This is a genomic window from Streptomyces sp. NPDC021356 (assembly GCF_040641015.1).
Classification (GTDB): Bacteria; Actinomycetota; Actinomycetes; order Streptomycetales; family Streptomycetaceae; genus Streptomyces.
Genome location: NZ_JBFACU010000001.1, coordinates 316,330 through 338,799 on the forward strand (window position 1 = coordinate 316,330; position 22,470 = coordinate 338,799).

Genomic DNA, 22,470 nt, shown 5'->3' on the forward strand with positions numbered 1-22,470 from the left:
GAGCGGTGGGATGACGGCCGTCGGCGAAGGCGACCTGGTCCTCGGGGCGCTCGCGTCCCTGGGGACGCCCCTCGACTGCGCGGGCCTGGCGCGTCTGGACCTGGAGGGTCCGCAGGTGCTGTGGCTGGTGGCGGCCGGTGCGGTGGACCTGTTCGCGGTCGACGCGGCGCAGCAGGGCCACTGGCACCACCTGGGCCGGCTGGAGGCCGGCTCGCTGCTGCTCGGGCCGGTCGCGGGCCCCAGGCACACGCTGGTCGCGCGCCCGCTGCGCGACTGCGTCGTACGCCGCATCGGGCTGCGTGAGCTGTACCAGCAGGCGGGCACCCAGTCGTGGTCGTACGACGAGTACGGCAACCCCCAGTACGTACCGCCTGCCTCCAGCCCCCTGGAGTACGCGCTGGCACTCGGTGTCGGCCGGAGCCTGGCGGTCCTCTTCCAGGCTCCGACGGCCGGGGAGCGGGCCGGGGCGCCCGGCGACGACGACGTCTTCTGGATGCAGGTGCCGCCGGGCAGCGTGCAGTACGGAGCGCTCCACGGCGCCGAGGCCGCGGCCGACCTGCTGATGGACCCCGCCCTGTGGCAGAGCGTCGTGGACCAGCAGTACCGGCTGCTGACGGCGCTGGACCGCTGGATCGAGGAGCTGGAACGCGGCCACGAACTGCGCGCCGCGGCCGGCATCGAGGCCGGTGAGGCGGTCCGTGCCGAGGCCGACCGGACGCTGATCGCGTCCCTGGGCCGGTCCTCGGCGCGGCGGGCCACGGCCGCCGACGCGGACGCCACCTACGCGGCCTGCCGGCTGGTCGCGGGGGCCGCCGGGATCACGCTCGCCGCGGCCCCGCGGCCCGGTACCGGCGACGACCGGCTCGATCCGGTGGAGCGGGTCGCCCAGGCCTCCCGGGTGCGGACCCGGGCCGTACGGCTGGACGGCCGCTGGTGGCGGGAGGACGTGGGACCGCTGGTGGGTCACCGGGCGCTGTCGGGGGCGCCGGTCGCGCTGCTGTGGCGGCGCGGCGGGTACGTCGCCGTGCACCCGGGGACCGGCCGGGAGACCCCGGTCGAGAAGGCCAACGCGCAGGAGTTCGAACCGCGTGGGGTGATGTTCTACCGTCCGCTGCCCGACCGCCGCCTCTCGCCGCTCGCCCTGCTTCGCTTCAGCCTGCGCGGCACCGCGCGGGACCTGGTGAACCTGCTGGTCAGCGGGCTCGTGACGGTCGCCGTCGGGGCACTGGTGCCGATCGCCACGGGCAAGGTGCTCGGGAGTTACGTGCCCAGGGCCCAGCAGGGGCTGATCACGCAGGTGTGTCTGGCGGTGATGGTGAGCAGCGTGGTGGCCGCCGCCTTCACCCTCCTGGAGAACCTCACGGTGCTGCGGCTGGAAGGGCGGATCGAGGCGACGCTCCAGCCGGCCGTCTGGGACCGGCTGCTCAGACTGCCCACCGGGTTCTTCGCCGGGCGTTCCACCGGCGAACTGGCGAGCGCCGCCATGGGCGTCAGCGCGATCCGCCGGCTGCTGGCGGGGGTCGGCCCGGTGGTCGCCCAGTCGGTGACGGTGGGGGCGATGAACCTGGCGCTGCTGTTCTGGTACAGCCCGTCGATGGCGGGGGTGGCTATCGGCATGCTGGTGGTGATCGCCGCCGTGTTCCTGGGTCTCGGACTGTGGCAGGTGCGGTGGCAGCGGCGCCTGGTGGTGCTGGGCAACAAGCTGAACAACCAGGCCTTCCAGACGCTGCGCGGACTGCCGAAGCTGCGGGTGGCGGCGGCGGAGAACTACGCGTACGCGGCGTGGGCCGAGCAGTTCGCGCACAGCCGCGAACTCCAGCAGAAGGTGGGCCGGATCAAGAACCTCACCACCGTCCTGGGCGCGGTGTACCTGCCCGTGTGCACGCTCGTGATGTTCATGCTGCTGGCCGGTCCGGCGCGCGGCTCGATGTCGGCGGCGGCGTTCCTGACGTTCAGCACGTCGGTGACGATGCTGCTGACGTCGGTGACCCAGCTGACCGGGGCGTTCGTGTCGTCGGTGGCCGCGTTGCCGCTGTTCGAGGAGATCAGGCCGGTGCTGGACGCCGTGCCGGAGGTGCGGGCGGGAAGCACCCGGCCGGGGCCGCTGTCGGGCGCGGTCGAGGCACGGCGGCTGTCGTTCCGCTACGCCGACGACGGGCCGCTGGTCCTGGACGACGTGTCGTTCCAGGTGCGGCCGGGCGAGTTCGTGGCGATCGTCGGGCCGAGCGGCTGCGGCAAGTCGACGCTGCTGCGGCTGCTGATCGGCTTCGACCGGCCGCTGTCGGGCAGCGTGCTCTACGACGGCCAGGACCTGGCGGCGCTCGACCGGTCGGCGGTGCGGCGGCAGTGCGGGGTCGTGCTGCAGCACGCGCAGCCGCTGACCGGGTCCCTCCTCGACATCATCCGGGGCACCGAGCCGTGCACCCCGGAGGAGGCGATGGCGGCGGCGGAGCTGGCGGGTCTGGCCGAGGACATCCGGCGGATGCCGATGGGGCTGCACACCCTCGTCTCCGGCGGCGGGGCCGTCTCGGGCGGCCAGCGGCAGCGGCTGATGATCGCCCAGGCCCTGGTGCGGCGGCCGCGGATCCTCTTCTTCGACGAGGCGACCAGCGCCCTGGACAACGACACGCAGCGCACGGTGATCGAGAGCACCCGCAAGCTGGACGCGACGCGCGTCGTCATCGCCCACCGGCTGTCGACGGTGCTGGACGCCGACCGGGTGATCGTCATGGAGGACGGCAGGGTCGTCCAGCAGGGGGCGCCGGCCGAACTGCTCGCGGACACCGGCGGCCGGCTGCACGAGCTGGTGCGGCGGCAGCTGACCTGACACCGCTCCGCATCACGTCCCGCATCTCCGTCCCGCACCTCCACACCCCGCACCTCCCCCTGACACGGCAGCGTTTCTGCGAAACGTTGCCGTTTCGTTCGTCGTCGTCTAGGCTCGATGTGTACGAAACAGTTTCGTTTACGTGCTCTTTATCCGGTCGACACCTCGACGTCCCATGACTTCACCGGAATGGTTCCGACATGTCTGACAAGACCCTGACCGACGGCATCCGGACGGATGCCGTCGAAGCGGCGCCCGCCGCCTCGCCCAGGCGGTGGTGGATCCTCGCGGTCGTCGCCGTCGCCCAGCTGATGGTGGTCCTGGACGCCACCATCGTGAACATCGCCCTGCCCTCCGCCCAGCAGGACCTCGGCTTCTCCGACGGCAACCGCCAGTGGATCGTGACGGCGTACGCGCTCGCCTTCGCCTCCCTGCTGCTGCTCGGCGGCCGCATCGCCGACCTGTTCGGCCGCAAGACCGCCTTCCTCGTGGGCGTCGTCGGCTTCGCCGCCGCCTCCGCCCTCGGCGGTGCCGCCGGCGGCTTCGGCATGCTGGTCACCGCGCGCGCCCTCCAGGGCGTCTTCGGCGCGCTCCTCGCCCCGGCCGCGCTGTCGCTGCTCAACACCACGTTCACCGACGCGCGCGAACGGGCCCGGGCATTCAGCGTGTACGGCGCCATCGCCGGAGCCGGCGGCGCAGTCGGCCTGCTCCTCGGCGGCCTGCTGACCGACGCCCTCGACTGGCGCTGGACGCTGTACGTCAACGTGGTCATCGCCGTCGTCGCCTTCGCGGGCGGCTGGGTCCTGCTCGGCAACCACCGCGACGCCGCCGGCTCCAAGCTGGACGTGCCGGGCACCATCCTGGTCGCCGGCGGTCTGTTCACCCTGGTCTACGGTTTCTCCAACGCCGAGACGCACCACTGGGGCTCGCCCCTGACCTGGGGCTTCCTCCTCGCGGGCGGCCTGCTGCTGACGGCCTTCGCCTGGTGGCAGACCAGGGCCGCGCACCCGCTGATGCCGCTGCGCATCCTGCTCGACCGCGACCGCGGGGCCTCGTTCCTCACCGTGCTGATCACCGGCGCCGGCATGTTCGGCGTGTTCCTCTTCCTCACCTACTACCTCCAGCTGAACCTCGGTTTCAGCCCCACCAAGACCGGTGTGGCGTTCCTCCCGATGGTCGGCGCCCTCATGGTGACCGCGCAGCTCGGCACCACCGTCCTGGTGCCCCGGCTCGGCCCGAAGGCCGTGCTGCCGCTGGGCTTCGCCGTCGCCACCGTCGGTATGGCCTGGCTGACCGGCATAGGCACCGGCTCGCACTACGTGAGCGCGGTGCTGCCGCAGCTCGTGGTGACCGGCATCGGCCTCGGTCTGGTCATGCCGCCCGCCATGCAGCTCGCCACCGGCGGAGTGGCCGCCGAGGACGCGGGCGTCGCCTCGGCGACGGTCAACGCCATGCAGCAGGTGGGCGGTTCGATCGGCACGGCACTGCTGAACACGCTGGCCGCGAGCGCCGCCACGGACTACCTGTCCGGCCGCGACGCGTCCAGCAAGCTGGTCCGGGCCCAGGCGACGATCGAGAGCTACACCACCGCCTTCTGGTGGTCGGCCGGCTTCTTCGCCGCCGGCGCGGTCATCGCCTTCCTGCTCTTCCGCCCGGGCGTGCCGCGGGCCGACGCGGACGCGGGTCCGGTCGTCCACATGTGACCGGTCGTCCACATGTGACCGGCGCACGGGGCTGTCGACGGACCGGCGCACGCGGTCGTCGACCGAGTTGCTCACCCGGCCGCCGACGGTCGGCCGAGCGGCGGGGGCCGTCGTCCGTGAGGACGGCGGCCCCCGCTCGTCACAGGACGGCGGCCCTTGCGCTCCACCGGGCCGCGAACCGGGCGAAACCGGCCGTTCCCCCGGTGTTCATCCGCCGCTGGCACCGCGCTCAGGCGTAGGAGATCACCTGGTTGGGTACCCACCGGCCCATGCGAATCAGCGTGATGGACGTGGGGTCGAAGACGGTCCGGCTGGTGGTGGCCGACGCGGTGGGCGGGGCGCCGCTGCCGGTGCACACCGCCAAGTGGCGGCTGCGGCTCTCGGAGCAGGTCACGCCCGGGAAGGACATCCCCGAGGAGGCCGTGGAGCAGCTCGTCGAGGCGGTCTCGGAGGCCGGCCGGACGGCTGCCCGGTGGGGTGCGCCGGGCCCGCCCGCCTTCGCGACCGCCGTGGTGCGCGGGGCCCCGAACCGGCTCCACGTGCTGCGCGCCGTCCGCGCCCGCACCGGCGTCGCGCTGTGCACGCTGCCCGGCGAGGTCGAGGCCGAGCTGACCTTCCTGGGCGCCCGGCGCTGGATGGGCTGGCGGTCGGGGCCGCTGGCCCTGCTCGACATCGGCGGCGGCTCCTTCGAAGTGGCCTTCGGCCGCGGCCGGCTCCCCGACTTCGCGGCGTCGCTGCCGCTCGGCGCGGGCCGGCTGACCCACGAGTTCCTCGCGCAGGAGGACCCGCCGTCCCCGGAGCGGCTCAAGGCGCTGCGGCGCCACGTCCGGCACCAGTTGCGGGACGTGGCCGCCCGGGTCCGCTGGGAGGGCCCGCGCACCGCCGTGGCCACTTCGCGCACCTTCCAGCAACTGGCCCGGTTGTGCGGGGCCGCGCCCGGCCGGCACGGCCCGTTCGTGGAACGCGAGCTGCAGCGGGCGGCACTGCGCCGTGCGGTCGGCGAACTGGCCGCCCTGCCCGCCGCCGAGCGCGCCGCCCTGCCCGGCATCTCCGCACCGCGCGCCGCGCAGAGCCTGGCCGGCGCGCTGGTCGGGCACACGGCGATGAAGCTGATGGGCCTGAAGGCGGTCACCGTCTGCCCGTGGGCCATCCGCGAGGGCGTGCTGCTCCGGCAGATCGAGGAGGGGGAAGCGGGAGCCTCCTGGTGGGAGCGGGTCTCCCGGCTCGGCGAGGACCCCGCGCCCCCGGAGCCCGTACCGCTGCGCCTCGCGGCGGCGACGGCGAGAGGCTGAGACGTCAGAAAGCGGGGAAGCCGGGACGGAAAGCGGGGAACACGCACCACGCGAGAACCACCCGGCGCAGCAGCACGAGAAGCACGAGAAGAGGCGGAAGACGAAGTGAAGGAGGAACCGGCCATGCCGGACAAGAACGGGAAGCGGCCGCAGGAGAAGCCGGACACCGCGCTCGGCGAGGTCCTGCGCGAGTTCGAGAACGCCGAGACGGACGTCGACGGCAGCCGCGAGCGCCGGCACCGGGGCGAGGCCGGGGAGGCGATCACCCCGAACACCCGGGCCCAGGAGGAGGCCGAACGGGAGGCCGGGGAGGACACTGCGGGAGGGGCCGGGCCGGACCGGGGATGACCGGGGGCCCGCCGGGTACCCGCCGCCCATGGACCACCTTCGCCGAGGACCCGAGATGCCCTGCGCCCGCGGCCCGCTCAGCGCGGCCGTCCTCGCCTACCTGCGCGGCACCGGCCCGCTCCCCGGGCCCGAGGAGGCGGACGGCGCGGCGCCCTACGGCGACGACCTCCAGCTCGCGCTGTACCTCTGCTACGAGTTGCACTACCGCGGCTTCGCGGGCGTCGCCGCCGAGCGCGAGTGGGACCCCCCTCTCCTCGGCGTCCGGGCCGCGCTGGAGCACCGCTTCCTGACCGCGCTGCGCGCCGACGCCACGGTCCACGGCAGCCTGGACGACGCGCTCGGCGACCTGCTGGTCGAGCCGGTGGACGGCACCGGGGTCTCCCACCACCTGCGGGACGAGGGCGAGTTGTGGCAGGTGCGCGAGTACGCCGCTCAGCGCTCCCTCTACCACCTCAAGGAAGCGGACCCGCACGCCTGGGTGCTGCCGCGCCTGTGGGGCCGGGCCAAGGCGGCGATGGCGGCGGTGGAGTTCGACGAGTTCGGCGGCGGGCGCACCGAGCGCGTGCACGCCCGGCTGTTCGCGGACCTGATGAGGGACCTGGGGCTGGACACGACGTACGGCCGCTACCTGGACGCGGCCACCGCCGAGGCGCTGGCCACCGTGAACCTGATGTCCCTGCTCGGGCTCCACCGCGAACTGCGCGGCGCGCTGGTGGGCCACTTCGCCGCCGTGGAGATCACCTCCTCGCCCGGCTCGCGGCGGCTGGCCGAGGCGATGCGCCGCACCGGCGCCGGGCCCGCCGCCGAGTTCTTCTACGACGAGCACGTCGAGGCGGACGCGGTGCACGAGCAGGTCGTACGCCACGAGGTCATCGCCGGGCTGCTGGAGGAGGAGCCGCAGCTGGCGGCCGACGTCGCCTTCGGCATCGACGCCACCGGCCACCTGGAGGACCGGCTCGGTGAGCGGCTGCTCACCGACTGGCGCGCGGGCCGCTCCTCGCTGCGGGTCCCGCTCGACGCGGAGACGGGCCGCCTCGTCGGCCAACAGCACTGATCACCGGTCGAACCGCAGTGAACACCGCGGGCCGGGGTACTCGCGTGACGTGAGTCGACTAGTGCTTCCGGGCGTCTACGCCCCTCAGGAGGACACCGCGCTGCTCGCCGAGGCCCTGGCGGGCGAGGCGCTGCGCCCGGGCGCCCCGGTCCTGGACGTGGGCACCGGCAGCGGGGCCCTGGCGCTGGCGGCGGCCCGGCGCGGAGCGCGGGTGACCGCGGTGGACGTGTCCCGGCGGGCGGTGTGGACCACGCGCCTGAACGCCCGGCTGAACCGGCTGCCGGTCCGTGCCCTGCGCGGGAACCTGTTCGCTCCGGTGCGCGGCCGGACCTTCGACCTCGTCCTCGCCAACCCGCCCTACGTACCGGCGCCGCACGCCGGGCGCGTGCCGCGGGGCAGGTCGCGGGCCTGGGACGCCGGACGCGACGGCCGTCTCGTACTGGACCGGCTCTGCCGGGAGGCGCCCGCACTGCTGCGGCCCGGTGGCGTGCTGCTCGTGGTCCACTCCGCGCTCAGCGATCCCGGCCGCACCCTGGACCTGCTGCGCACGGCCGGCCTCAAGGCGGCCGTGGTGCGCCGCCGCTGGATCGGCTTCGGGCCCGTCCTGCGCAGGCGGCGGGACTGGCTGCGCGCGCACGGGCTGCTGGGCCCGGCCGACGAGAGGGAAGAGCTGGTGGTCATCCGTGCCGAACGACCCGTCTGACGACTCCCCGGGCGGCGCCCGGCGGACCGCGGCGCCCCGCCGGGTGACGATGCAGCGGCAGGGTCCGATCCTCGTGGACGGGCCGGTCGAGGTGGAGCTGGAGGACGGCACCACGGTCGTGTCCGACCGGTTCCGGGTGGCCTTGTGCACCTGCCGCCGCAGCCGCCGCTACCCGTGGTGCGACACCAGCCACCGCAAGCGGGCTCCGGACCCGTCCGGCGGTGCGGCCGGAGGCCGTGGCCGCGCCGCGCCGGACGGGCCCGGATGACCCACCGCGATACCGGGGGCCGGCGGGAGGCCCCACTCCGCCCGCCGGCCCTCGGGGCGGGATCGCCGCGGTCCCCGCGCCGGGCCCGCACTCCCCAGTCACGGGGCCCAGGTGCTGCGCGGGGGCCGCGCGATCCCGGTCTCAGAAGGAGAAGACGACGCTCGCGAGGGAAGCGTCCTTCTCGCACTCGTTGGCGAAGGTGTGCCGCAAGGTGACGCGCCTGCCCTGCCAGACGCCGTCGGCGGTGACCACGACGGGGTGGTACTCCCGGGTGCACAGCACGTCGCCGCCCGCCGTGAGGGCCTCGAAGTCGCCGTCCGCCTCGCGCAGGGCGGCGCACGCCTCGGCCGCGGCCGGGTGGGTGCCGGAGGCCGTCGGGGCGCAGCTGAGCGTGACGGCGCGCTCCGGCGTGGTGGTGGCGGCGCTGTCTCCGTGGCCCACGGTCAGCACCAGGGCCGAAGGGGCGTACAGGGAGGCGGGAGCGCTGGACGGGGTGGCGAGCGCGGCCCCGCTGAGGGGTCCGCAGACGGCGGTGGCCGTCAGGCCGAGGGTGGCTGCCCAGCGCGCGGTGTTCCGCATTGTGTGCTTCCTTCCGCAGGATTCGGACGGGTGATGCCGGCTGCGACGCGGTCGGTGCCGGGCCGGCGAGCGGGAGTCTGCCGAGTCCGCCGCCGAAACTCACATCGGACCCACCGGTTTCGGTAACCTTGCGTATTGAATCAGTGGCGCGAAGTCACGGAATCCGAACAGGTGGACCCCCCGATCCATGGGGCCGGCGATCACGGGACCGGGCCGGATGGCCTGATCTCCCCCGCTCCGCAATCGTCCTGAAACACTCCGGCCGACCGCGCCCGCGACGACGTCCGTTCACCCTCCGCTCACCCCTGGGCCGGTTGCCGTACCCGCCCGCCCGGCGCCGGAGGCCACGGCTCATCTCTCGGCGGTGGGGGCACACGGCCCGGCGCGGGGCACGTCCGCACGGTCGACCCGTCCCTTACTCGCCAGTATGGTCGGCGGGTGCGACGCGGCGCGGGGCCGGTGGGGAGAGGCGGGAGGTACGGATGGCGAAGCACTGGGCGGATTTCCAGTACGAGATCTGTCTGGACGCCATGACGGGCGCGGTGCCCCGACCGCCCACCGACCTGGGCCGGCTGGAGGAGCTGACCGAGCGGCGGCTCGGGCCGGGCCCGGTGGGCAGCAGCGTCGGCCCGGCCGACCTGGTGACGGACGCCCGGTGAACGCACGGCACGGCGAGCCGTGCGTCCGGTGAGCCCTGTGTCCGGGGGGCCCGACGGCGCGGTGGGCCATCGGCGCTGCCGCGGTCAGATCTCCCAGGAGCGCAGCCGGTCGGCCGCGCCGTAGACGTCGGTCTTGCCGGACATCAGGTCGCGGGCGAGGTCGACGAGGGCGCCGTAGGGCGGGTCGATGCCGACGCCGCTGACGTACATGTAGGCCACGGCGGTCGCGCAGGCGAACCGGGCGTTGGCCGACGGCAGCGGTTTGAGCACGGCGAGGGTGTGCAGCAGTGCGGCGGCCCGCCAGGCCGGATCGGAGTCGACACCGAGGCGGGGCGGATCCACGCGGTGCCGGGCGACGGCCGCCACGAGGGCGGAGAAGTCGTTGACGGTGGGCTGGTCCGGCAGCACTTCCTCGTGGCGCTGGAGCAGCCAGGGCACGTCGATGTGGAGGACGGGGGTCATCGCTCAGGCGGCCCGTCCCGCGCCCCTGCTGGGCTGCTCGTCCTCGGGGAACGCGGCGGCGAACTCGTCGGCGTGGGCCGAGAAGAAGCGGCGGAACGCCTCGGCGCCCTCTTGGAGGGCCCGGTGCCGGGCTATGTCGGCCGCGGCGGCCTCGCGCACGAGCGCCTTCATCGACGTACCGCGTTCCTTGGCGATCTGCCGCAGGTCCTCTAGCTCGCGGTCGCTGAACTCCACATTGAGCGCTGGCATGGGCCATACGGTACCGCTCGGGGTACTGGCGCGTAAATAGCCGCAGGTCACAGCGGTTTCGGGCGGTACCGCCGCCGGGAGCGCGCGCCCGCCCGGCCGGGTCGCGCCCGGCCGGGCGAGGAGGAGGGAGAAGAGCACTGAGAGGAGGACCGGTCAGGCGCCGCGCCGCCGCCGGAACCGCTTGGCCGGCCGCAGCCGGGACGGCATCAGACCCCGCTCGGCCTCCACGGCGATCACGCTGTTGCCGCCCGCCGCGAGGAAGGCGATGCCGTTCCACAGGAAGGGGGTGCTGCCGCGGCCCCCGTGGCCGAGGTCCCGCTGCCACAGCCGCCTCCCGGTGGCCAGGTCCACCGCGCAGAGGTACCGCCGGTTCTGCCCGGCGGCCAGCCAGCCCCTCGAGCCGCTGATCGCGAGGGCCGAGCCGCCGTCCGCGTCCGCGAGTTGCCAGCGCTCCTCGCCGTTCGCGGCGTCCAGTGCGTAGACGCCTTGGCGCTCGACGCTCACGTAGACCGAGTCGCCCCGCACGGCCACCGCCTCCACGACCCGGCCGCCCGTGCGGCACCCCCACAGCTGGCGGCCCTGCGTGTCGAACGCGTACACGCCGCCGCCGGAACTGGCGTACACCACGCCGTCCACGGCGCAGGGCGCGTTGGCGCTGCCGAAGTCCTGCTTGCCGCCGTCGGCGTCCCGCCACAGGAGCTTGCCCGACCGGGCGTCGTAGGCGCTGAGTTCGCCCTCACCGCCGTTGTGGAAGATCCGGCCGCCGGCCAGCGCGATCGTACGGTTCCCGTAGTCGTGCTTGGGGACGGACCACAGCACCTCACCGGTCGCGGCGTCCGACGCGGTCAGGACGCCCTTGCCGCGGATGAACTTGAACGGGTGGCCGGCGTCCGAGGTGTACACCACGCCCGCGTGGGCGAGCGCGTACATGGTGTGCTTGTAGCCCCGGTGGTGCCAGCGGACCTGCCCGCTCAGCGCGTCCAGCGCCCACAGGCCCTGCCGGAAGTCGGTCACGAAGGCCAGCCCGCCCATGACCGCGGGGGCGTGGCACATGCCCGACGGGGCGGTGAAGCGCCAACGGCACTCGCCCGTCAGGGCGTCCACGGCGAAACAGGCGCCCTGGAGGGCGCTGAAGTACACGATGCCGTCGCTGACCACGGGCGTGTCCTTGAGGAGCCCCCACCGGTCGCGGAACCGCCAGGGACGGAACCCGTCCGGGACCGTGCCCGCCGGGTACACCCCGGCCCGGCCGGTCCCGCCCAGTTCGTTCGCGACAGACGATGCCATGCCCCTGCCCCCCCGACAGCCGCCGAACAGCGGGACGCCGGTCGCCCCGCACGCGCGCGTGCCGATCCTAGATCCTTCCCGGGCCCCCGCCCCAGACCCTTCCCGGGTCCCCTGTCCCAGGCCCTCCCCGGGGGCGGCCGACCGCTCGGAGCCGGTACGCACTACGCTGGAACGGGAGTGACACACCTGATCACTGTGAGTGTGCGCGTTGGAGTGACGAGGATGAGCCCGGTCTATCCGTTCGACGAGGCCGCCACGGCGCGGGCCGTCGTCGACGAGCACGGCGTCCTCGTCGAATGGAACGAGGGCGCGCGCCGGCTGCTCGGCTGGGCGCCGGAGGAGGTGCTGGCCAGGCCTGCCGCGGACCTGCTCGCGGACGGCACGCCCCTCTCCCTGCCCGAGGGACACCGCTGGAACGGCACGCTCACCCTGCGTCACCGTGACGGCCACGCCGTCTCCGTCTGGGTGCTCGCACACCACCGGCACGCGCGGGACGGCGGGGACTGGCTGGTGGTCACCCCGCTGGAGGGCCGCGACCGCGACGCCCCGGACGACGACGTGCTGTCCCGGGCCGGACTCGTCCAGTCCCCCTGTGCCGTCGCGATCTACGACGACCGGCTGCGACTGCGGGCCGTCAACGACGCCATGGCCGAGGTGCTCGGCGTCTCCGGGAAGCGGCTGCGCGGCCTGCGCCTGCCCGAGATCGGCGGCGGGCCGCAGAGCGCGGACATCGAGCGGCACATGCTCCGCGTCCTCGACACCGGCCGGGGACACGACGTGCGGACGTACGTGCCGATCGGCGGCGACGGGCGGATGAACGCCTGGATGGCCCGGATGTCCCCGATCACCGACCCCACTGGCCGGGTGCGCGGGGTCTGTGTCGCCGCCCACGACTTCACCGAGCAGCACCGGGCGCGCGAGCGGCTGCAACTGGTGAACGAGGCCAGCGTGCGCATCGGCACCACCCTGGACGTCGGCCGGACCGCACAGGAACTCGCCGACGTCTGCGTCCCCGCCCTCGCCGACTTCGTCAGCGTCGACCTGGTGGATCCGCCCGCGCACGGCGGTGAACTGCCCATCGGACCGCTGAGCGTGCCGGCCGCGCTGCGGCGCGTCGCCCACCGCTCCGTCACCCCGGGAGATCCCGAGGCGGTGACCGCCGTCGGGCACAGCCAGGTCTACCCGGCGGTCTCGCCGCAGGGCGCCTCCCTGCTGTCGGGGCACGCGATCGTGGTGTCCGAGGGCTCGGGCGACCTGGAGAAGTGGCTTGCCTGGAACCCGGCGCGCAGCCGGCGCCTCGGCCCGCTCGGCGTCCACTCCACGATGTCGGTGCCGATCCGGGCCCGGGGCATGACGCTCGGCGTCGCCGTCTTCACGCGCTTCGCCCAGCCCGCCCGGTTCCTGCCCGACGACGTGCTGCTGGCCGAGGAGGTCACCGCCCGCGCCGCCGTCTGCATCGACAACGCCCGCCGCTACTCCCGCGAGCGCGAGACCGCCCTCGCCCTCCAGCGCAGCCTCCTGCCGCGCACCCTGGCACGCACGGCCGCCGTCGCGGCGGCCTCCCGCTACCTCCCGGCGGCACGGGCCGGGGTGGGCGGCGACTGGTTCGACGTGATCCCCCTGTCCGGGATGCGGGTCGCCCTGGTCGTCGGGGACGTCATCGGCCACGGGGTGGAGGCGTCGGCCACCATGGGCCGGCTGCGCACCGCCGTACGCACCCTCGCCGACATCGACCTCGCCCCCGACGAACTGCTCACCCACCTCGACGACGTGGTCGCCCGGATGTCCGCGGAGGCCGGCGACGAGGACGCGGGGCGCCCCGGCGAGGTCGGCGCGACCTGCCTGTACGCGGTGTACGACCCGGTCTCGCGGCGCTGCACGCTGGCCCGTGCGGGACACCCCGCCCCGGTCCTGGTCCCGCCCGGCGGGCCGCCCCACCGGGTCGAGCTGCCGCCCGGCCCTCCGCTGGGCCTGGGCGGGCTGCCGTTCGAGTCGGCCGAGCTGGATCTGGACGAGGGCAGCGTCCTCGCGTTCTACACCGACGGGCTGGTCGACAGCCGTGAGCGGGACGTCGAAGCCGCGCAGCGGCTGCTGCGCAAGACGCTCGCCGAGCCGGGCGACTGCCTGGAGGAGGCCTGCGACCGCGTGCTGAACGCGCTGCTGCCCGCGGGCAGCCCGGCCGACGACGTCGCCCTGCTGCTCGCCCGCACCCGGGGCCTGCCCCCGTCCCAGGTGGCCACCTGGGACGTCCCGGCCGACCCGTCGCTGGTGGCGCCGGTGCGCAAGCAGGTCCTCGACCAGTTGGAGACCTGGGGGCTGAGTCCGGTCTCGTTCACCGCGGAGCTGGTGGTGAGCGAGCTGGTCACCAACGCCATCCGGTACGGCACCCCGCCGATCAGGCTGCGCCTCATCCACGACGACACCCACCTGATCTGCGAGGTCTCCGACACCAGCAGCACCGCGCCGCACCTGCGCCGGGCCAAGACCTGGGACGAGGGCGGGCGCGGACTGCTGCTGGTCGCCCAGCTCACCCAGCGGTGGGGCAGCAGGCACACCACCGAGGGCAAGACCATCTGGGCGGAGCTGGGCCTGGCCGACGACGAGTGAACCGGAAGGGCCAAGCGCCGGACGAGCCCGGCGGCCGTCCGGTTCAGGCGCAGGACGCGTCCGGCCCAGGTGCGGGCGCGTCCGTCGGTTTCAGGTTCGGGGCGCGTCCGTCGGTTTCGGAATTCAGGACGCGTCCGTCAGCCAGGGCCTGACCTGGCGGCGCGCCGCGTGCAGCCGCGACTTCAGCGTGCCGAGCGGGATCCCGGCCCGCTCGGCGGCCTCGGCGTACTCCAGCCGGCAGATGTCCCGGTACACCAGGGGCGCCACCAGGTGCGGATGCTCGCGCTCCAGCCGCTCCAGCGCCTCCAGCAGATCCACACGGGAGCCCGCGATGACGCTGGTGGTGCGCGGGTCGACGTGCTGGGCCGGTTCGATGGCGGCGGGCTGCTCGGCGGCGCGGCGCTTGAGTTCGCGGTACTTCTGCCGACAGCAGTTGGCGACCACCGTGTAGAGCCACGTGCTGAACCGGCTGCGGCCCTCGAAGGTGGTGATCCGCCGGGCGAGCTGGAGCAGCACGTCCTGCGCGGCCTCCTCCGCGTCCTCGCGGCAGGGCAGGAACCGCCCGCAGCGCCGCACCACCTCGGGGCGGATCTCCCTCAGCAGCGCCTCCAGCGCGCCGCCGTCGCCGGCCGCGGCCCGCCGGGCCAGCTCTTCGGTCGGCTCCGCGTCGTCGGTCACGACGGGCCTCCTTGGAGTCGATCTCGGAGCAGGCATGATAGTGCCATGCACTCCGTCGGACGGATCGGCCGCTACCGGCTCGAACGGCGCCTGGGGACCGGCGCCTTCGGCACGGTGTGGCTGGCCCACGACGACGAACTGGACGCTCCGGTGGCCGTCAAGGTCCTCGCCGAGAACTGGTCGCACCGCCTGGACGTGCGGGAACGGTTCCTGTCCGAGGCGCGGCTGCTGCGCAAGGCCGCCTCGCCCCGCGTGGTGCAGGTCCACGACATCGGTGAACTGCCCGACGGCAGACCGTACTTCGTCATGGAGTACGCCGACGCCGGCACCCTGGCCGACCTGCTGGGCGACGGTCCGCTCCCGGTGGCCGAGGCGCTGCGGCTGACCGCGCTGGCCGCCCGGAGCGCGCAGGCGCTGCACGAGGCGGGCATCGTGCACCGGGACATCAAACCGAGCAACGTCCTGCTGCGCACCGCGCCGGACGGCACCCGGCGGGTGCTCCTGGCCGACCTGGGGCTCGCCAAGAGCCTGGCCGAGGCCTCGGGGCTGACCCTGGCCGCCGGGTCGGCCGGGTACCGGCCGCCCGAGCAGGCCGAGCCGGGCGCGGGCATCGACGCGCGGGCCGACGTCTACAGCCTGGGCGCGGTCGGCTACCAGCTGGCCACGGGCACGGTCCCGGGCGCGCCGGGCCGGATCGTGCCGCCGCGTCGGCTGCGTCCCGGCCTGGACCCCGGCGTGGCGCGCACGCTCCTGCGGGCCCTGGAACCGGACCGCGAGCGGCGCTGGCCCACCGCCGAGGCGTTCGCCCGGGAACTGGAGCGGGCGGCCACTACGGAAACGGACGGGTCGGACGAGGCAGGCGGGGCGGGCACGCCGGACGCCCGGACGCGCGTGCGGCGTGGGCGGCCCGGGCGGCGCGGGACCGTGGCGCTGACGGCCGCCGTCGCGGCCGTCGCGGGCGCGGGCGTCGCCCTGGCGCTGACGCTGCGGCCGTCGGCGCCGCCCGGCGTGCGGGTGGCGGACACCACCGGCCGGATCGAGCTGCGGGTGCCCGACGGCTGGGGGCGGCAGCTGCGGGACTCCGGCTGGGACCCGCGGACGCTGGGGCTGCCCGCCGGGCACGAGCCGGGGCTGGCCGTCGCCGACGACCTGGCGCGGTGGCAGGACCTGGGAGCCGGGGTGCGCGGTGTGTTCGCCGGACTCAGCGAGCACGGTGACGTCACCGCCCGGGTGAACGCCGTCGACCATCCCGGCTGCCACTACGACGGGACCCGCGCCTACACGGGCGACCGGTGGCGGGGCCGCGTGCGCACCTGGACCCGGTGCCCCGGCGAAGGCCGCCTCACGGAGGCCGCGCTGGTCCCCGCGGGCGCCGCCCCGCGGCCCCAGGTGTACGTGCAGATCCGCCAGCGCGACGGCGCCGACGCGACCGACGGCATACTCCGCTCCCTGCGGGTCACCTGACCCCGTACGAGTGAACGTCCCGCGGGCCGGGACCGGGAAGAACACTTCGGGAGGATTTCTCGGGAACCGCGAACTTTCCGGCCGGTCCGCGCATCGGACCTCTTGTCGGCGCACGAGGCGCCGGACGCACGCCCTGAGCGCGTGCGACGAACCACCAGGAGCGTGGAACATGGCGCACACGTCCTCTTCGCCCCGCCGCAGGGCGCTGCTCGCGAGTTCGGTGGCCGTACTGGGTCTGCTGACCGCCTGCGGCAGCGCCGACGGCACGTCGGCCGGCCCGCAGAAGGTGCCGGGCACCGCGGCGCCCGCGACCGGCGGCAGCACGAGCGGTGCCGCGCCCGCCACGAGCGACGCGCCCGGCTCCGCCACCACCGCCCCGGGCGGCACCGCCACCCGGCCGGGCTCCTCCCCCGCCACCCCGGGCACGAGCGAGGGCACCAGCACAAGCGCAGGCAACGGGAACGGGAACGGGACCAGCACGACGGCGCGGAGCACCCGCTGCCACACCTCGGAGCTGAGGGCGACGGTGGGCCGCAACGACCCCGGCGCCGGACAGGAGAACTTCCCGGTCGTCCTCACCAACACCTCCGGCCGCACCTGCACGGTGCGCGGCTATCCGGGCGCCGCCTTCGTGGACGCCTCCGGCAGGCAGCTGGGCCCGGACCCGAAGCGCGAGTCGGGGACGCCCGCCACCGTGACGCTGCGCCCCGGCCACAGCGCCTGGGCGGGCCTGACGTTCTCCAACCCCGAGGTGAGCGAGGCGAGGACCGCGAGGCCGGCGACGCTGATCGTCACCCCGCCCGACGAGCGTGATCACCTCACGGTGAGGTGGACGGCCGGCCAGGTCCCCGTCGGCGGGAACTCCTCCTCCGTCTTCCTCACGGTCCTCAGCCCGGGCACCGGCCCCTGAGGCAGCGCCGGCCCCCGGCGCATCCGTGTCCCCGCACGTGGGGGCGGAACTCCGACGGGCGTTTGCTTTGATGTGCGGGCACCGTCGACCGCGTCCGGAGGACCGAGCCCTGAACACCCCGTTCGCAGAGACACTCTCCGTCGTCCTGCTCGTCGCCGTCCTCGCCTGGGCCGTCGTCCGGCCCTTCGGATGGCCCGAGGCGGCCCTGGCCGTTCCCGCCGCCTGCGTCGCCGTCGCCACCGGGGCGATCTCGCTCGGCCACGCGCGCGCCGAGGCGCAGCAACTGGGGCCGGTGGTCGGGTTCCTGGCCGCGGTGCTGGTCCTGGCCCACTTCTGCGACGTGGAGGGGCTGTTCCAGGCGTGCGGGGCGTGGATGGCCCGCCGGGCAGGGGGCCGGCCGGTGCGGCTGCTGACCGCGGTGTTCGCGCTGGCGTCGGCGATCACGGCCGTGCTCAGCCTGGACGCCACGATCGTGCTGCTCACCCCGGTCGTGTTCGCCACCGCGGCCCGGACGGGCGTACGGCCCAAACCGCACGTGTACGCATGCACCCACCTGTCCAACACGGCGTCGCTGCTCCTGCCGGTCTCCAACCTCACCAACCTGCTGGCGTTCGCGGCGAGCGGCCTGAGCTTCACCCGGTTCGCCGCGCTGATGGCGCTGCCGTGGCTGGTGGCCATCACCGCCGAGTACGTGGTCTTCCGCCGCTTCTTCGCCCGCGACCTGGCGGCGTCGGCGCCCGCGCCGGACACCGGCGAGGCTCCCGATTTCCCCGTGTTCGCGCTGGTCACCGTGGGCTGCACGCTGGCCGGGTTCGTCGTGACGTCCACGTTCGGCGTCGAACCGGCGTGGGCGGCGCTCGCGGGGGCGCTGGTGCTGGCCGGGCGTGCGCTGGTGCGGCGCCGGGCCACCCCGCTGACCGTGGTGCGGGCGGCGGCGCCGGCCTTCCTGGCGTTCGTCCTGGCGCTCGGGATCGTGGTCCGGGCGGTGGTCGACAACGGGCTCGCCGACGCGCTCGGGCACCTGCTGCCCCGTGGCACCGCACTGCCCGCGCTGCTCGGCGTCGCCGCGCTCGCCGCCGTACTGGCGAACCTGATCAACAACCTCCCGGCGGTCCTGGTCCTGCTGCCGCTGACCGCCCCCGCCGGGCCGGGCGCGGTCCTGGCGGTGCTCCTCGGGGTCAACATCGGCCCCAACCTGACGTACGCCGGCTCGCTGGCGACCCTGCTGTGGCGGCGGATCGTGCACCAGCACGAACACGGCGTGGACCTCAAGGAGTTCACCCGCCTCGGTCTGCTGGCCGTGCCGGCCGCGCTGGTGCCCGCGGTGGTGGCACTGTGGGGGTCGCTGCAGGTCCTGTGAGACGCCCGAACGACTGACGGAGGTCGTCGTATGCGTGTGATCGCCTGGCTCGTCGAGGGCACCTGGCCCGCCTGCGTGGACGCCGTGCGCGCCCACGCGCCGGACACCTGCGAGGTGGTGCTGCTGCACGTCAGCGGCACCGAGGTGCCGGCCGTGGCGCACGGGGCGTTCGCCGGGCTGCTCGGCCGGGGACACCGCGAGCGGGATCCGGGCGCCCGGCTGACCGACCTCGGCGGCACCTCGGCCGCCGAGCTGCTGGAGGCGGCGGCCGCCCGGCTCGGGCGGCCGTGCACCCGGCTGGAGCGGGCGGGGCGGGCCGAACGCGAGGTGGTGGCCGCCGCCGAGGACGCCGACCTGCTGGTGCTGGCCCGCGACGGCGACCGCGACCGGCTCGGGCCGCGCAGCCTGGGGCCCGCCGTGCGGTTCGCCGTGGACCACGCTCCGTGCCCGGTGCTGCTGGTGTGGCCGGAGGCGGCGCCGGACCTCACGACGCTGCCGCCGCCACCGCCACCGCCACCGCACGCCGGCCCGGGCCTCGGCGGGCCGCCGCGCCCCGAACCCCCGCGCACGCCCTGACGGCGCCGGTGGTCAGTGACCGCTGACCTCGTGCGGCGGGTAGGGGCGGGCCAGCTCCTCGATCTCCTTGTCGCTCAGTTCGATTTCGACGGCGGCGACCGCGTCGTCGAGGTGCCCGGGCCGGGATGCGCCGACGATCGGTGCCGTCACCGCGTCCTGGTGGAGCAGCCAGGCGAGGGCCACCTGGGCGCGCCGGACGCCGCGCTCACCGGCGATGCGGGTGACGGCCTCGACGATGGCGCGGTCGCCCTCCGGGTAGAGGGTGCTGCCGAAGTTGTCGGTGGCGCTGCGCCCCGTCTCGGTACCCCGGTCGCGGGTGAGACGGCCGCGGGCGAGCGGGCTCCAGGGCAGGACGCCCACGCCCTGGTCCGCGCAGAGCGGCAGCATCTCGCGCTCCTCCTCGCGGTAGAGGAGGTTGTAGTGGTTCTGCATGGAGACGAAGCGGGTCCAGCCGTGCGCCCGGGCGGTGTACTGGGCCTGGGAGAACTGCCAGGCGTACATCGAACTCACCCCGATGTGACGCGCCTCGCCCGCCCTGACCAGGTCGTGCAGCGCCTCCATCGTCTCCTCGCTCGGCGTGTACGGGTCCCAGCGGTGGATCTGGTAGAGGCCGACGTAGTCGGTGCCCAGGCGGCGCTGGTAGAGGTCGACGTAGTCGGTGCCCAGGCGGCGCAGGCTGTGGTCGATCTCGGTCATGATGTCCTTGCGGGACAGCCCGGCGCCGCCCGGTCCCGGCCGCATCCGGCCGTGCACCTTCGTCGCGAGCACGATGTCGTCGCGGCGGGCGAAGTCCCGCGGGGCGCGGCCGACGATCTCCTCGCTGGTGCCGTCGGAGTAGACGTCGGCCGTGGCGAAGAAGGTGATCCCGGCCTCCGGCGCCTGCCGGACGAGCGGCCGGGACGCCTCTTCGTCGAGGGCCCACTCGTGCGCGCCGCGCTCGGGTACGCCGTAGGTCATGCGGCCCAGACAGATCCGCGACACGTCCAGGCCCGTCGACCGAGCTTCACGTCTGCGTCGTTGCTGCTCCTGTCTTCGGGGTGGTTGCCAGGCAGAGCGTAGGCCGCTTCGGATCATGACGGCCGGCCGTACCGGATGCCGGACGCGTGGCTGCCTCAGGCGCCGGGCGGGAGGCCAGGCCCGGCGGCGGGCCGGGCCGAGGCGGTCGAGCGCCCGCTCCCGCCGGACTCCGAGCGCGTGCCGTCCTGAGGGGGTGCGCCGGCGCGCGCCCGGATGTCCTCGGTGTCGAAGAAGCCGCCCGTCGCGACCGGCGGGGCGATCACGCCCACCTCTCAGCCGCGGTCCCCCGGCGGCGGCGACCAGGGTGCCGCCTCCGGAAGCCACGCAGGCGGCGCGGACGACAACGTGGAGGAACGGTCCCCGGGGTCCGCCCGGCCGGGTTCGGTCACCCGCGCCGCCTCATCGCCGCTGCGCGGACCGGGCCGGACCCGTGGTCGCCCTCAGTCCCTCGTCGCCGTCGCCGGCGCCGCTCCCGGCGTTCCCTTCATCCCGCCGTCCCGGCCGCGGCGTCCTTCTCGGTCACCGTGATCGCCCCGACGGGGCAGGCCCGCGCGGCCTCACGGACCATGGGGTCGCCGCCGCCGTCCTCCCGGCCGGGGATCAGGCTGCTGAAGCCGTCGTCGTCCTGGGTGAAGACACCCGGGGCGGCCAGGGCGCACTGGCCGGCGCCGATACAGCGGTCCTTGTCGATGTCGATGCGCATGGGAGCAGCCTCTTACCAGGTCACGGGGAGTTCCAGCATTCCTTGGAGCGTGTCGCCGGGTTTGAAGGGGATCTCCTGCGGCGGTGCGGCCAACCGGAGGCCGGGCAGCCGGGCGAAGAGGGAGCCCAGGGCGATCTCCATCTCGGTGCGGGCGAGGTTCTGGCCGAGGCACTGGTGGATGCCGAAGCCGAAGGCGACGTGGTGGCGGGTGGGCCGGTGGAAGTCGAGCACGTCCGGGGTGTCGTAGAGGCTCTGGTCGCGGTTGATGACGGAGGTGGAGAAGACCACGCCGTCCCCGGCCCGGATGGTGGTGCCCGCCACCTCGATGTCCTGGTCGGCCTGGCGCAGCAGTCCGTCCGCGATGGACAGCATCCGCATCAGTTCCTCGACCGCGACGGGCAGCAGCGCGGGGTCGGCGCGCAGTTCGGCCAGCCGCTCGGGGTGCTGCAGGAGGGTGTACGTGCCCAGCGAGATCATGTTGGCGGTGGTCTCGTGGCCGGCGACGAGCAGGATGATCGCGAGGGCGACGACCTCAGCACGGTCCAGTTCGCCCTCGCGCAGCCGTTCCTGGACCAGGTCGTCCAGGACTCCGTCGCCCGGTTCCTTCTGCTTGCGGTCGACCAGGTCGCCCAGGTACGTCTCCAGCCTGCCGCGCGCGTCCAGCACGTCGGCGACGTCCGGGCCGCGCAGCAGCCGGCGGGACTGCTCCTCGAAGAACTCGTGGTCGGCGTAGGGAACGCCGAGCAGTTCGCAGATCACCGTGGAGGGCACGGGGAGGGCGAAGTCCCGGACCAGTTCGGCGGGCGGGCCCTGGGCGGTCATCCGGTCGATCAGGCCGTCGACGATCCCCTGGATGCGGGGCCGCAGGGCGGTGGCGCGTTTGAGGGTGAAGCTGGGGATCAGCATGCGCCGCTGCGTGCGGTGATCGGGGTCGTCGACCCCGAGGAGCGCGGTCTTGCGGTCGCGCACCGCCGCGAGACGGGCGGTGGTCACCGGGAACCCCAGACGGGTGCGGTCACTGGACAGGCGCGGGTCGGCGAGCAGTTCGCGGGCGAGGGCGTGCCCGGTGACGACCCAGGCCGGGCGGCCGTCGTAGAGGGTGATGCGGGCGAGCGGCCTGGACTCGCGCAGGGGGTCGTAGCCGGTGGGCGGGTGGTACGGGCAGGAGCGGTCCTGCGGGAAGGCCACGGGGTGGGGGGTTTCGACGGTCGGGTCCGGCATGGAAGACCTCGCAGACGAGCGGACGAGCAGACGAAGTGTGCGTCGTGCCGATCTTCATTAGATGCCTGAGGCATCTATGGTGCGACGCGAAGTTCGGCCACTTCGACGATCCGCCGGATCTGGCCGGGAAGCACCTCTTCCGTTCCGTGGCTCCTTCCGTGGTTCGTTTGTGGTTCCTTTCGTGATCCGGCTTCGCAATTCGATTGTCCTCGCCGGGCCGGGCTTGCACGATCCGGCCATGTCCTCGATCGTCGTGCCGCTGCCACCGTCCGCCGCCGTCTTCGGGACGGGGCGCCGACAGCGGCCCGGCCGTCCGCGAAGGACCGGTGCCTGCGACGGCGCTGGTGTCGAGTGCCGTGATCACGGCGCCTGCGGTGCGGACGTTGCTGCCGTCCGGGAGCACCCCCTGGGTACGGCGCTCGGCGGACACGGCGCTGCGCGGACACGGCGGTGCGGACCCGTCCGGACACGGACGTGGCGCGATACGGACGTGGCGTGATACG

Annotated in this window: 20 protein-coding genes and 1 pseudogene; 13 read left to right on the forward strand and 8 right to left on the reverse strand. The window is 74.5% G+C overall.

The features are described from left to right. The first annotated feature begins 10 nt into the window (after positions 1–10). The 7 genes from AB0G56_RS01395 to AB0G56_RS01425 all read left to right on the forward strand — a co-directional run bounded on the left by AB0G56_RS01395 (position 11) and on the right by AB0G56_RS01425 (position 8,195). A complete protein-coding gene (locus AB0G56_RS01395; protein ID WP_360961780.1) occupies positions 11–2,827 on the forward strand; it encodes an NHLP bacteriocin export ABC transporter permease/ATPase subunit in 2,817 nt (938 codons plus the stop codon). Between the two features lie 200 nt (positions 2,828–3,027). Next, a complete protein-coding gene (locus AB0G56_RS01400; protein WP_360961783.1) occupies positions 3,028–4,530 on the forward strand; it encodes an MFS transporter in 1,503 nt (500 codons plus the stop codon). Between the two features lie 269 nt (positions 4,531–4,799). After that, positions 4,800–5,822, forward strand: coding sequence for a Ppx/GppA family phosphatase (locus AB0G56_RS01405; protein ID WP_360961786.1), 1,023 nt, complete (start codon positions 4,800–4,802; stop codon positions 5,820–5,822). Positions 5,823–5,945: 123 nt separating this feature from the next. Beyond that, positions 5,946–6,170: a hypothetical protein gene (locus tag AB0G56_RS01410; protein ID WP_360961789.1), complete on the forward strand. Its 225-nt coding sequence runs from the start codon at positions 5,946–5,948 to the stop codon at positions 6,168–6,170. Between the two features lie 28 nt (positions 6,171–6,198). Continuing rightward, complete coding sequence (locus AB0G56_RS01415) at positions 6,199–7,224, forward strand: iron-containing redox enzyme family protein (RefSeq protein ID WP_360961792.1); 1,026 nt, start codon at positions 6,199–6,201, stop codon at positions 7,222–7,224. A 49-nt stretch (positions 7,225–7,273) separates the two neighbouring features. After that, on the forward strand, positions 7,274–7,927 hold the full coding sequence (locus AB0G56_RS01420) for a HemK2/MTQ2 family protein methyltransferase (protein ID WP_360961795.1): 654 nt from the start codon (positions 7,274–7,276) through the stop codon (positions 7,925–7,927). Between the two features lie 49 nt (positions 7,928–7,976). Continuing rightward, a complete protein-coding gene (locus AB0G56_RS01425; protein WP_360962231.1) occupies positions 7,977–8,195 on the forward strand; it encodes a CDGSH iron-sulfur domain-containing protein in 219 nt (72 codons plus the stop codon). Positions 8,196–8,336: 141 nt separating this feature from the next. Here the strand turns inward: AB0G56_RS01425 and AB0G56_RS01430 are convergent, their stop codons facing one another. After that, the gene (locus AB0G56_RS01430) at positions 8,337–8,774 is read right to left on the reverse strand and encodes a protease inhibitor (RefSeq protein ID WP_360961798.1); all 438 of its coding nucleotides are present in this window, start codon (positions 8,772–8,774) and stop codon (positions 8,337–8,339) included. A 482-nt stretch (positions 8,775–9,256) separates the two neighbouring features. Here AB0G56_RS01430 and AB0G56_RS01435 point away from each other — a divergent pair. Next, positions 9,257–9,391, forward strand: a pseudogene (locus AB0G56_RS01435) (alpha-hydroxy-acid oxidizing protein); the annotation flags it as partial. 126 nt (positions 9,392–9,517) lie between these two features. Here the strand turns inward: AB0G56_RS01435 and AB0G56_RS01440 are convergent. The 3 genes from AB0G56_RS01440 to AB0G56_RS01450 form a co-directional block, all read right to left on the reverse strand. After that, positions 9,518–9,895 carry a toxin Doc gene (locus AB0G56_RS01440; protein WP_037851140.1) on the reverse strand — a complete coding sequence of 126 codons (378 nt, stop codon included), beginning with the start codon at positions 9,893–9,895 and terminating at the stop codon, positions 9,518–9,520. A 3-nt stretch (positions 9,896–9,898) separates the two neighbouring features. Next, positions 9,899–10,144 carry a hypothetical protein gene (locus AB0G56_RS01445; RefSeq protein ID WP_360961801.1) on the reverse strand — a complete coding sequence of 82 codons (246 nt, stop codon included), beginning with the start codon at positions 10,142–10,144 and terminating at the stop codon, positions 9,899–9,901. A 153-nt stretch (positions 10,145–10,297) separates the two neighbouring features. Then, positions 10,298–11,431 (reverse strand): PQQ-binding-like beta-propeller repeat protein, encoded by a 1,134-nt coding sequence (locus AB0G56_RS01450; RefSeq protein WP_360961804.1) that lies wholly within the window; start codon positions 11,429–11,431, stop codon positions 10,298–10,300. Between the two features lie 222 nt (positions 11,432–11,653). On the opposite strand from AB0G56_RS01450, the gene AB0G56_RS01455 reads away from it, so the two are divergent. Further along, entirely contained in the window at positions 11,654–14,038 is a 2,385-nt protein-coding gene (locus AB0G56_RS01455) for a SpoIIE family protein phosphatase (protein WP_360961807.1), read from the forward strand. A gap of 123 nt (positions 14,039–14,161) precedes the next feature. Here AB0G56_RS01455 and AB0G56_RS01460 read toward each other — a convergent pair whose 3' ends face one another. Continuing rightward, positions 14,162–14,716 (reverse strand): RNA polymerase sigma factor, encoded by a 555-nt coding sequence (locus AB0G56_RS01460; protein WP_360961810.1) that lies wholly within the window; start codon positions 14,714–14,716, stop codon positions 14,162–14,164. A gap of 45 nt (positions 14,717–14,761) precedes the next feature. On the opposite strand from AB0G56_RS01460, the gene AB0G56_RS01465 reads away from it, so the two are divergent. The 4 genes from AB0G56_RS01465 (at position 14,762) to AB0G56_RS01480 (ending at position 19,026) form a co-directional block, all read left to right on the forward strand. Beyond that, positions 14,762–16,180 (forward strand): serine/threonine-protein kinase, encoded by a 1,419-nt coding sequence (locus tag AB0G56_RS01465; protein ID WP_360961813.1) that lies wholly within the window; start codon positions 14,762–14,764, stop codon positions 16,178–16,180. Positions 16,181–16,349: 169 nt separating this feature from the next. Beyond that, positions 16,350–17,090, forward strand: coding sequence for a DUF4232 domain-containing protein (locus AB0G56_RS01470; RefSeq protein WP_360961816.1), 741 nt, complete (start codon positions 16,350–16,352; stop codon positions 17,088–17,090). Between the two features lie 70 nt (positions 17,091–17,160). Further along, complete coding sequence (locus AB0G56_RS01475) at positions 17,161–18,450, forward strand: arsenic transporter (RefSeq protein WP_360961819.1); 1,290 nt, start codon at positions 17,161–17,163, stop codon at positions 18,448–18,450. A gap of 30 nt (positions 18,451–18,480) precedes the next feature. Continuing rightward, positions 18,481–19,026: a universal stress protein gene (locus tag AB0G56_RS01480; RefSeq protein ID WP_360961822.1), complete on the forward strand. Its 546-nt coding sequence runs from the start codon at positions 18,481–18,483 to the stop codon at positions 19,024–19,026. A gap of 12 nt (positions 19,027–19,038) precedes the next feature. Here AB0G56_RS01480 and AB0G56_RS01485 read toward each other — a convergent pair whose 3' ends face one another. The 3 genes from AB0G56_RS01485 to AB0G56_RS01495 form a co-directional block, all read right to left on the reverse strand. Next, positions 19,039–20,013 carry an aldo/keto reductase gene (locus AB0G56_RS01485; RefSeq protein ID WP_360962234.1) on the reverse strand — a complete coding sequence of 325 codons (975 nt, stop codon included), beginning with the start codon at positions 20,011–20,013 and terminating at the stop codon, positions 19,039–19,041. Positions 20,014–20,527: 514 nt separating this feature from the next. Then, positions 20,528–20,746, reverse strand: coding sequence for a ferredoxin (locus AB0G56_RS01490; protein ID WP_360961825.1), 219 nt, complete (start codon positions 20,744–20,746; stop codon positions 20,528–20,530). Between the two features lie 12 nt (positions 20,747–20,758). Further along, positions 20,759–21,967 carry a cytochrome P450 gene (locus tag AB0G56_RS01495; protein WP_360961828.1) on the reverse strand — a complete coding sequence of 403 codons (1,209 nt, stop codon included), beginning with the start codon at positions 21,965–21,967 and terminating at the stop codon, positions 20,759–20,761. Positions 21,968–22,470 lie beyond the last annotated feature (503 nt).

Excerpts from the sequence above, each read along its gene's own strand:
- AB0G56_RS01395 (WP_360961780.1), top strand. The coding sequence starts at position 11 with ATGACGGCCGTCGGCGAAGGCGACCTGGTCCTCGGGGCGCTCGCGTCC.
- AB0G56_RS01400 (WP_360961783.1), top strand. The coding sequence starts at position 3,028 with ATGTCTGACAAGACCCTGACCGACGGCATCCGGACGGATGCCGTCGAA.
- AB0G56_RS01405 (WP_360961786.1), top strand. The coding sequence starts at position 4,800 with ATGCGAATCAGCGTGATGGACGTGGGGTCGAAGACGGTCCGGCTGGTG.
- AB0G56_RS01410 (WP_360961789.1), top strand. The coding sequence starts at position 5,946 with ATGCCGGACAAGAACGGGAAGCGGCCGCAGGAGAAGCCGGACACCGCG.
- AB0G56_RS01415 (WP_360961792.1), top strand. The coding sequence starts at position 6,199 with ATGGACCACCTTCGCCGAGGACCCGAGATGCCCTGCGCCCGCGGCCCG.
- AB0G56_RS01425 (WP_360962231.1), top strand. The coding sequence starts at position 7,977 with ATGCAGCGGCAGGGTCCGATCCTCGTGGACGGGCCGGTCGAGGTGGAG.
- AB0G56_RS01430 (WP_360961798.1), bottom strand. The coding sequence starts at position 8,774 with ATGCGGAACACCGCGCGCTGGGCAGCCACCCTCGGCCTGACGGCCACC.
- AB0G56_RS01440 (WP_037851140.1), bottom strand. The coding sequence starts at position 9,895 with ATGACCCCCGTCCTCCACATCGACGTGCCCTGGCTGCTCCAGCGCCAC.
- AB0G56_RS01445 (WP_360961801.1), bottom strand. The coding sequence starts at position 10,144 with ATGCCAGCGCTCAATGTGGAGTTCAGCGACCGCGAGCTAGAGGACCTG.
- AB0G56_RS01450 (WP_360961804.1), bottom strand. The coding sequence starts at position 11,431 with ATGGCATCGTCTGTCGCGAACGAACTGGGCGGGACCGGCCGGGCCGGG.
- AB0G56_RS01455 (WP_360961807.1), top strand. The coding sequence starts at position 11,654 with ATGAGCCCGGTCTATCCGTTCGACGAGGCCGCCACGGCGCGGGCCGTC.
- AB0G56_RS01465 (WP_360961813.1), top strand. The coding sequence starts at position 14,762 with ATGCACTCCGTCGGACGGATCGGCCGCTACCGGCTCGAACGGCGCCTG.
- AB0G56_RS01470 (WP_360961816.1), top strand. The coding sequence starts at position 16,350 with ATGGCGCACACGTCCTCTTCGCCCCGCCGCAGGGCGCTGCTCGCGAGT.
- AB0G56_RS01475 (WP_360961819.1), top strand. The coding sequence starts at position 17,161 with ATGTGCGGGCACCGTCGACCGCGTCCGGAGGACCGAGCCCTGAACACC.
- AB0G56_RS01480 (WP_360961822.1), top strand. The coding sequence starts at position 18,481 with ATGCGTGTGATCGCCTGGCTCGTCGAGGGCACCTGGCCCGCCTGCGTG.
- AB0G56_RS01490 (WP_360961825.1), bottom strand. The coding sequence starts at position 20,746 with ATGCGCATCGACATCGACAAGGACCGCTGTATCGGCGCCGGCCAGTGC.
- AB0G56_RS01495 (WP_360961828.1), bottom strand. The coding sequence starts at position 21,967 with ATGCCGGACCCGACCGTCGAAACCCCCCACCCCGTGGCCTTCCCGCAG.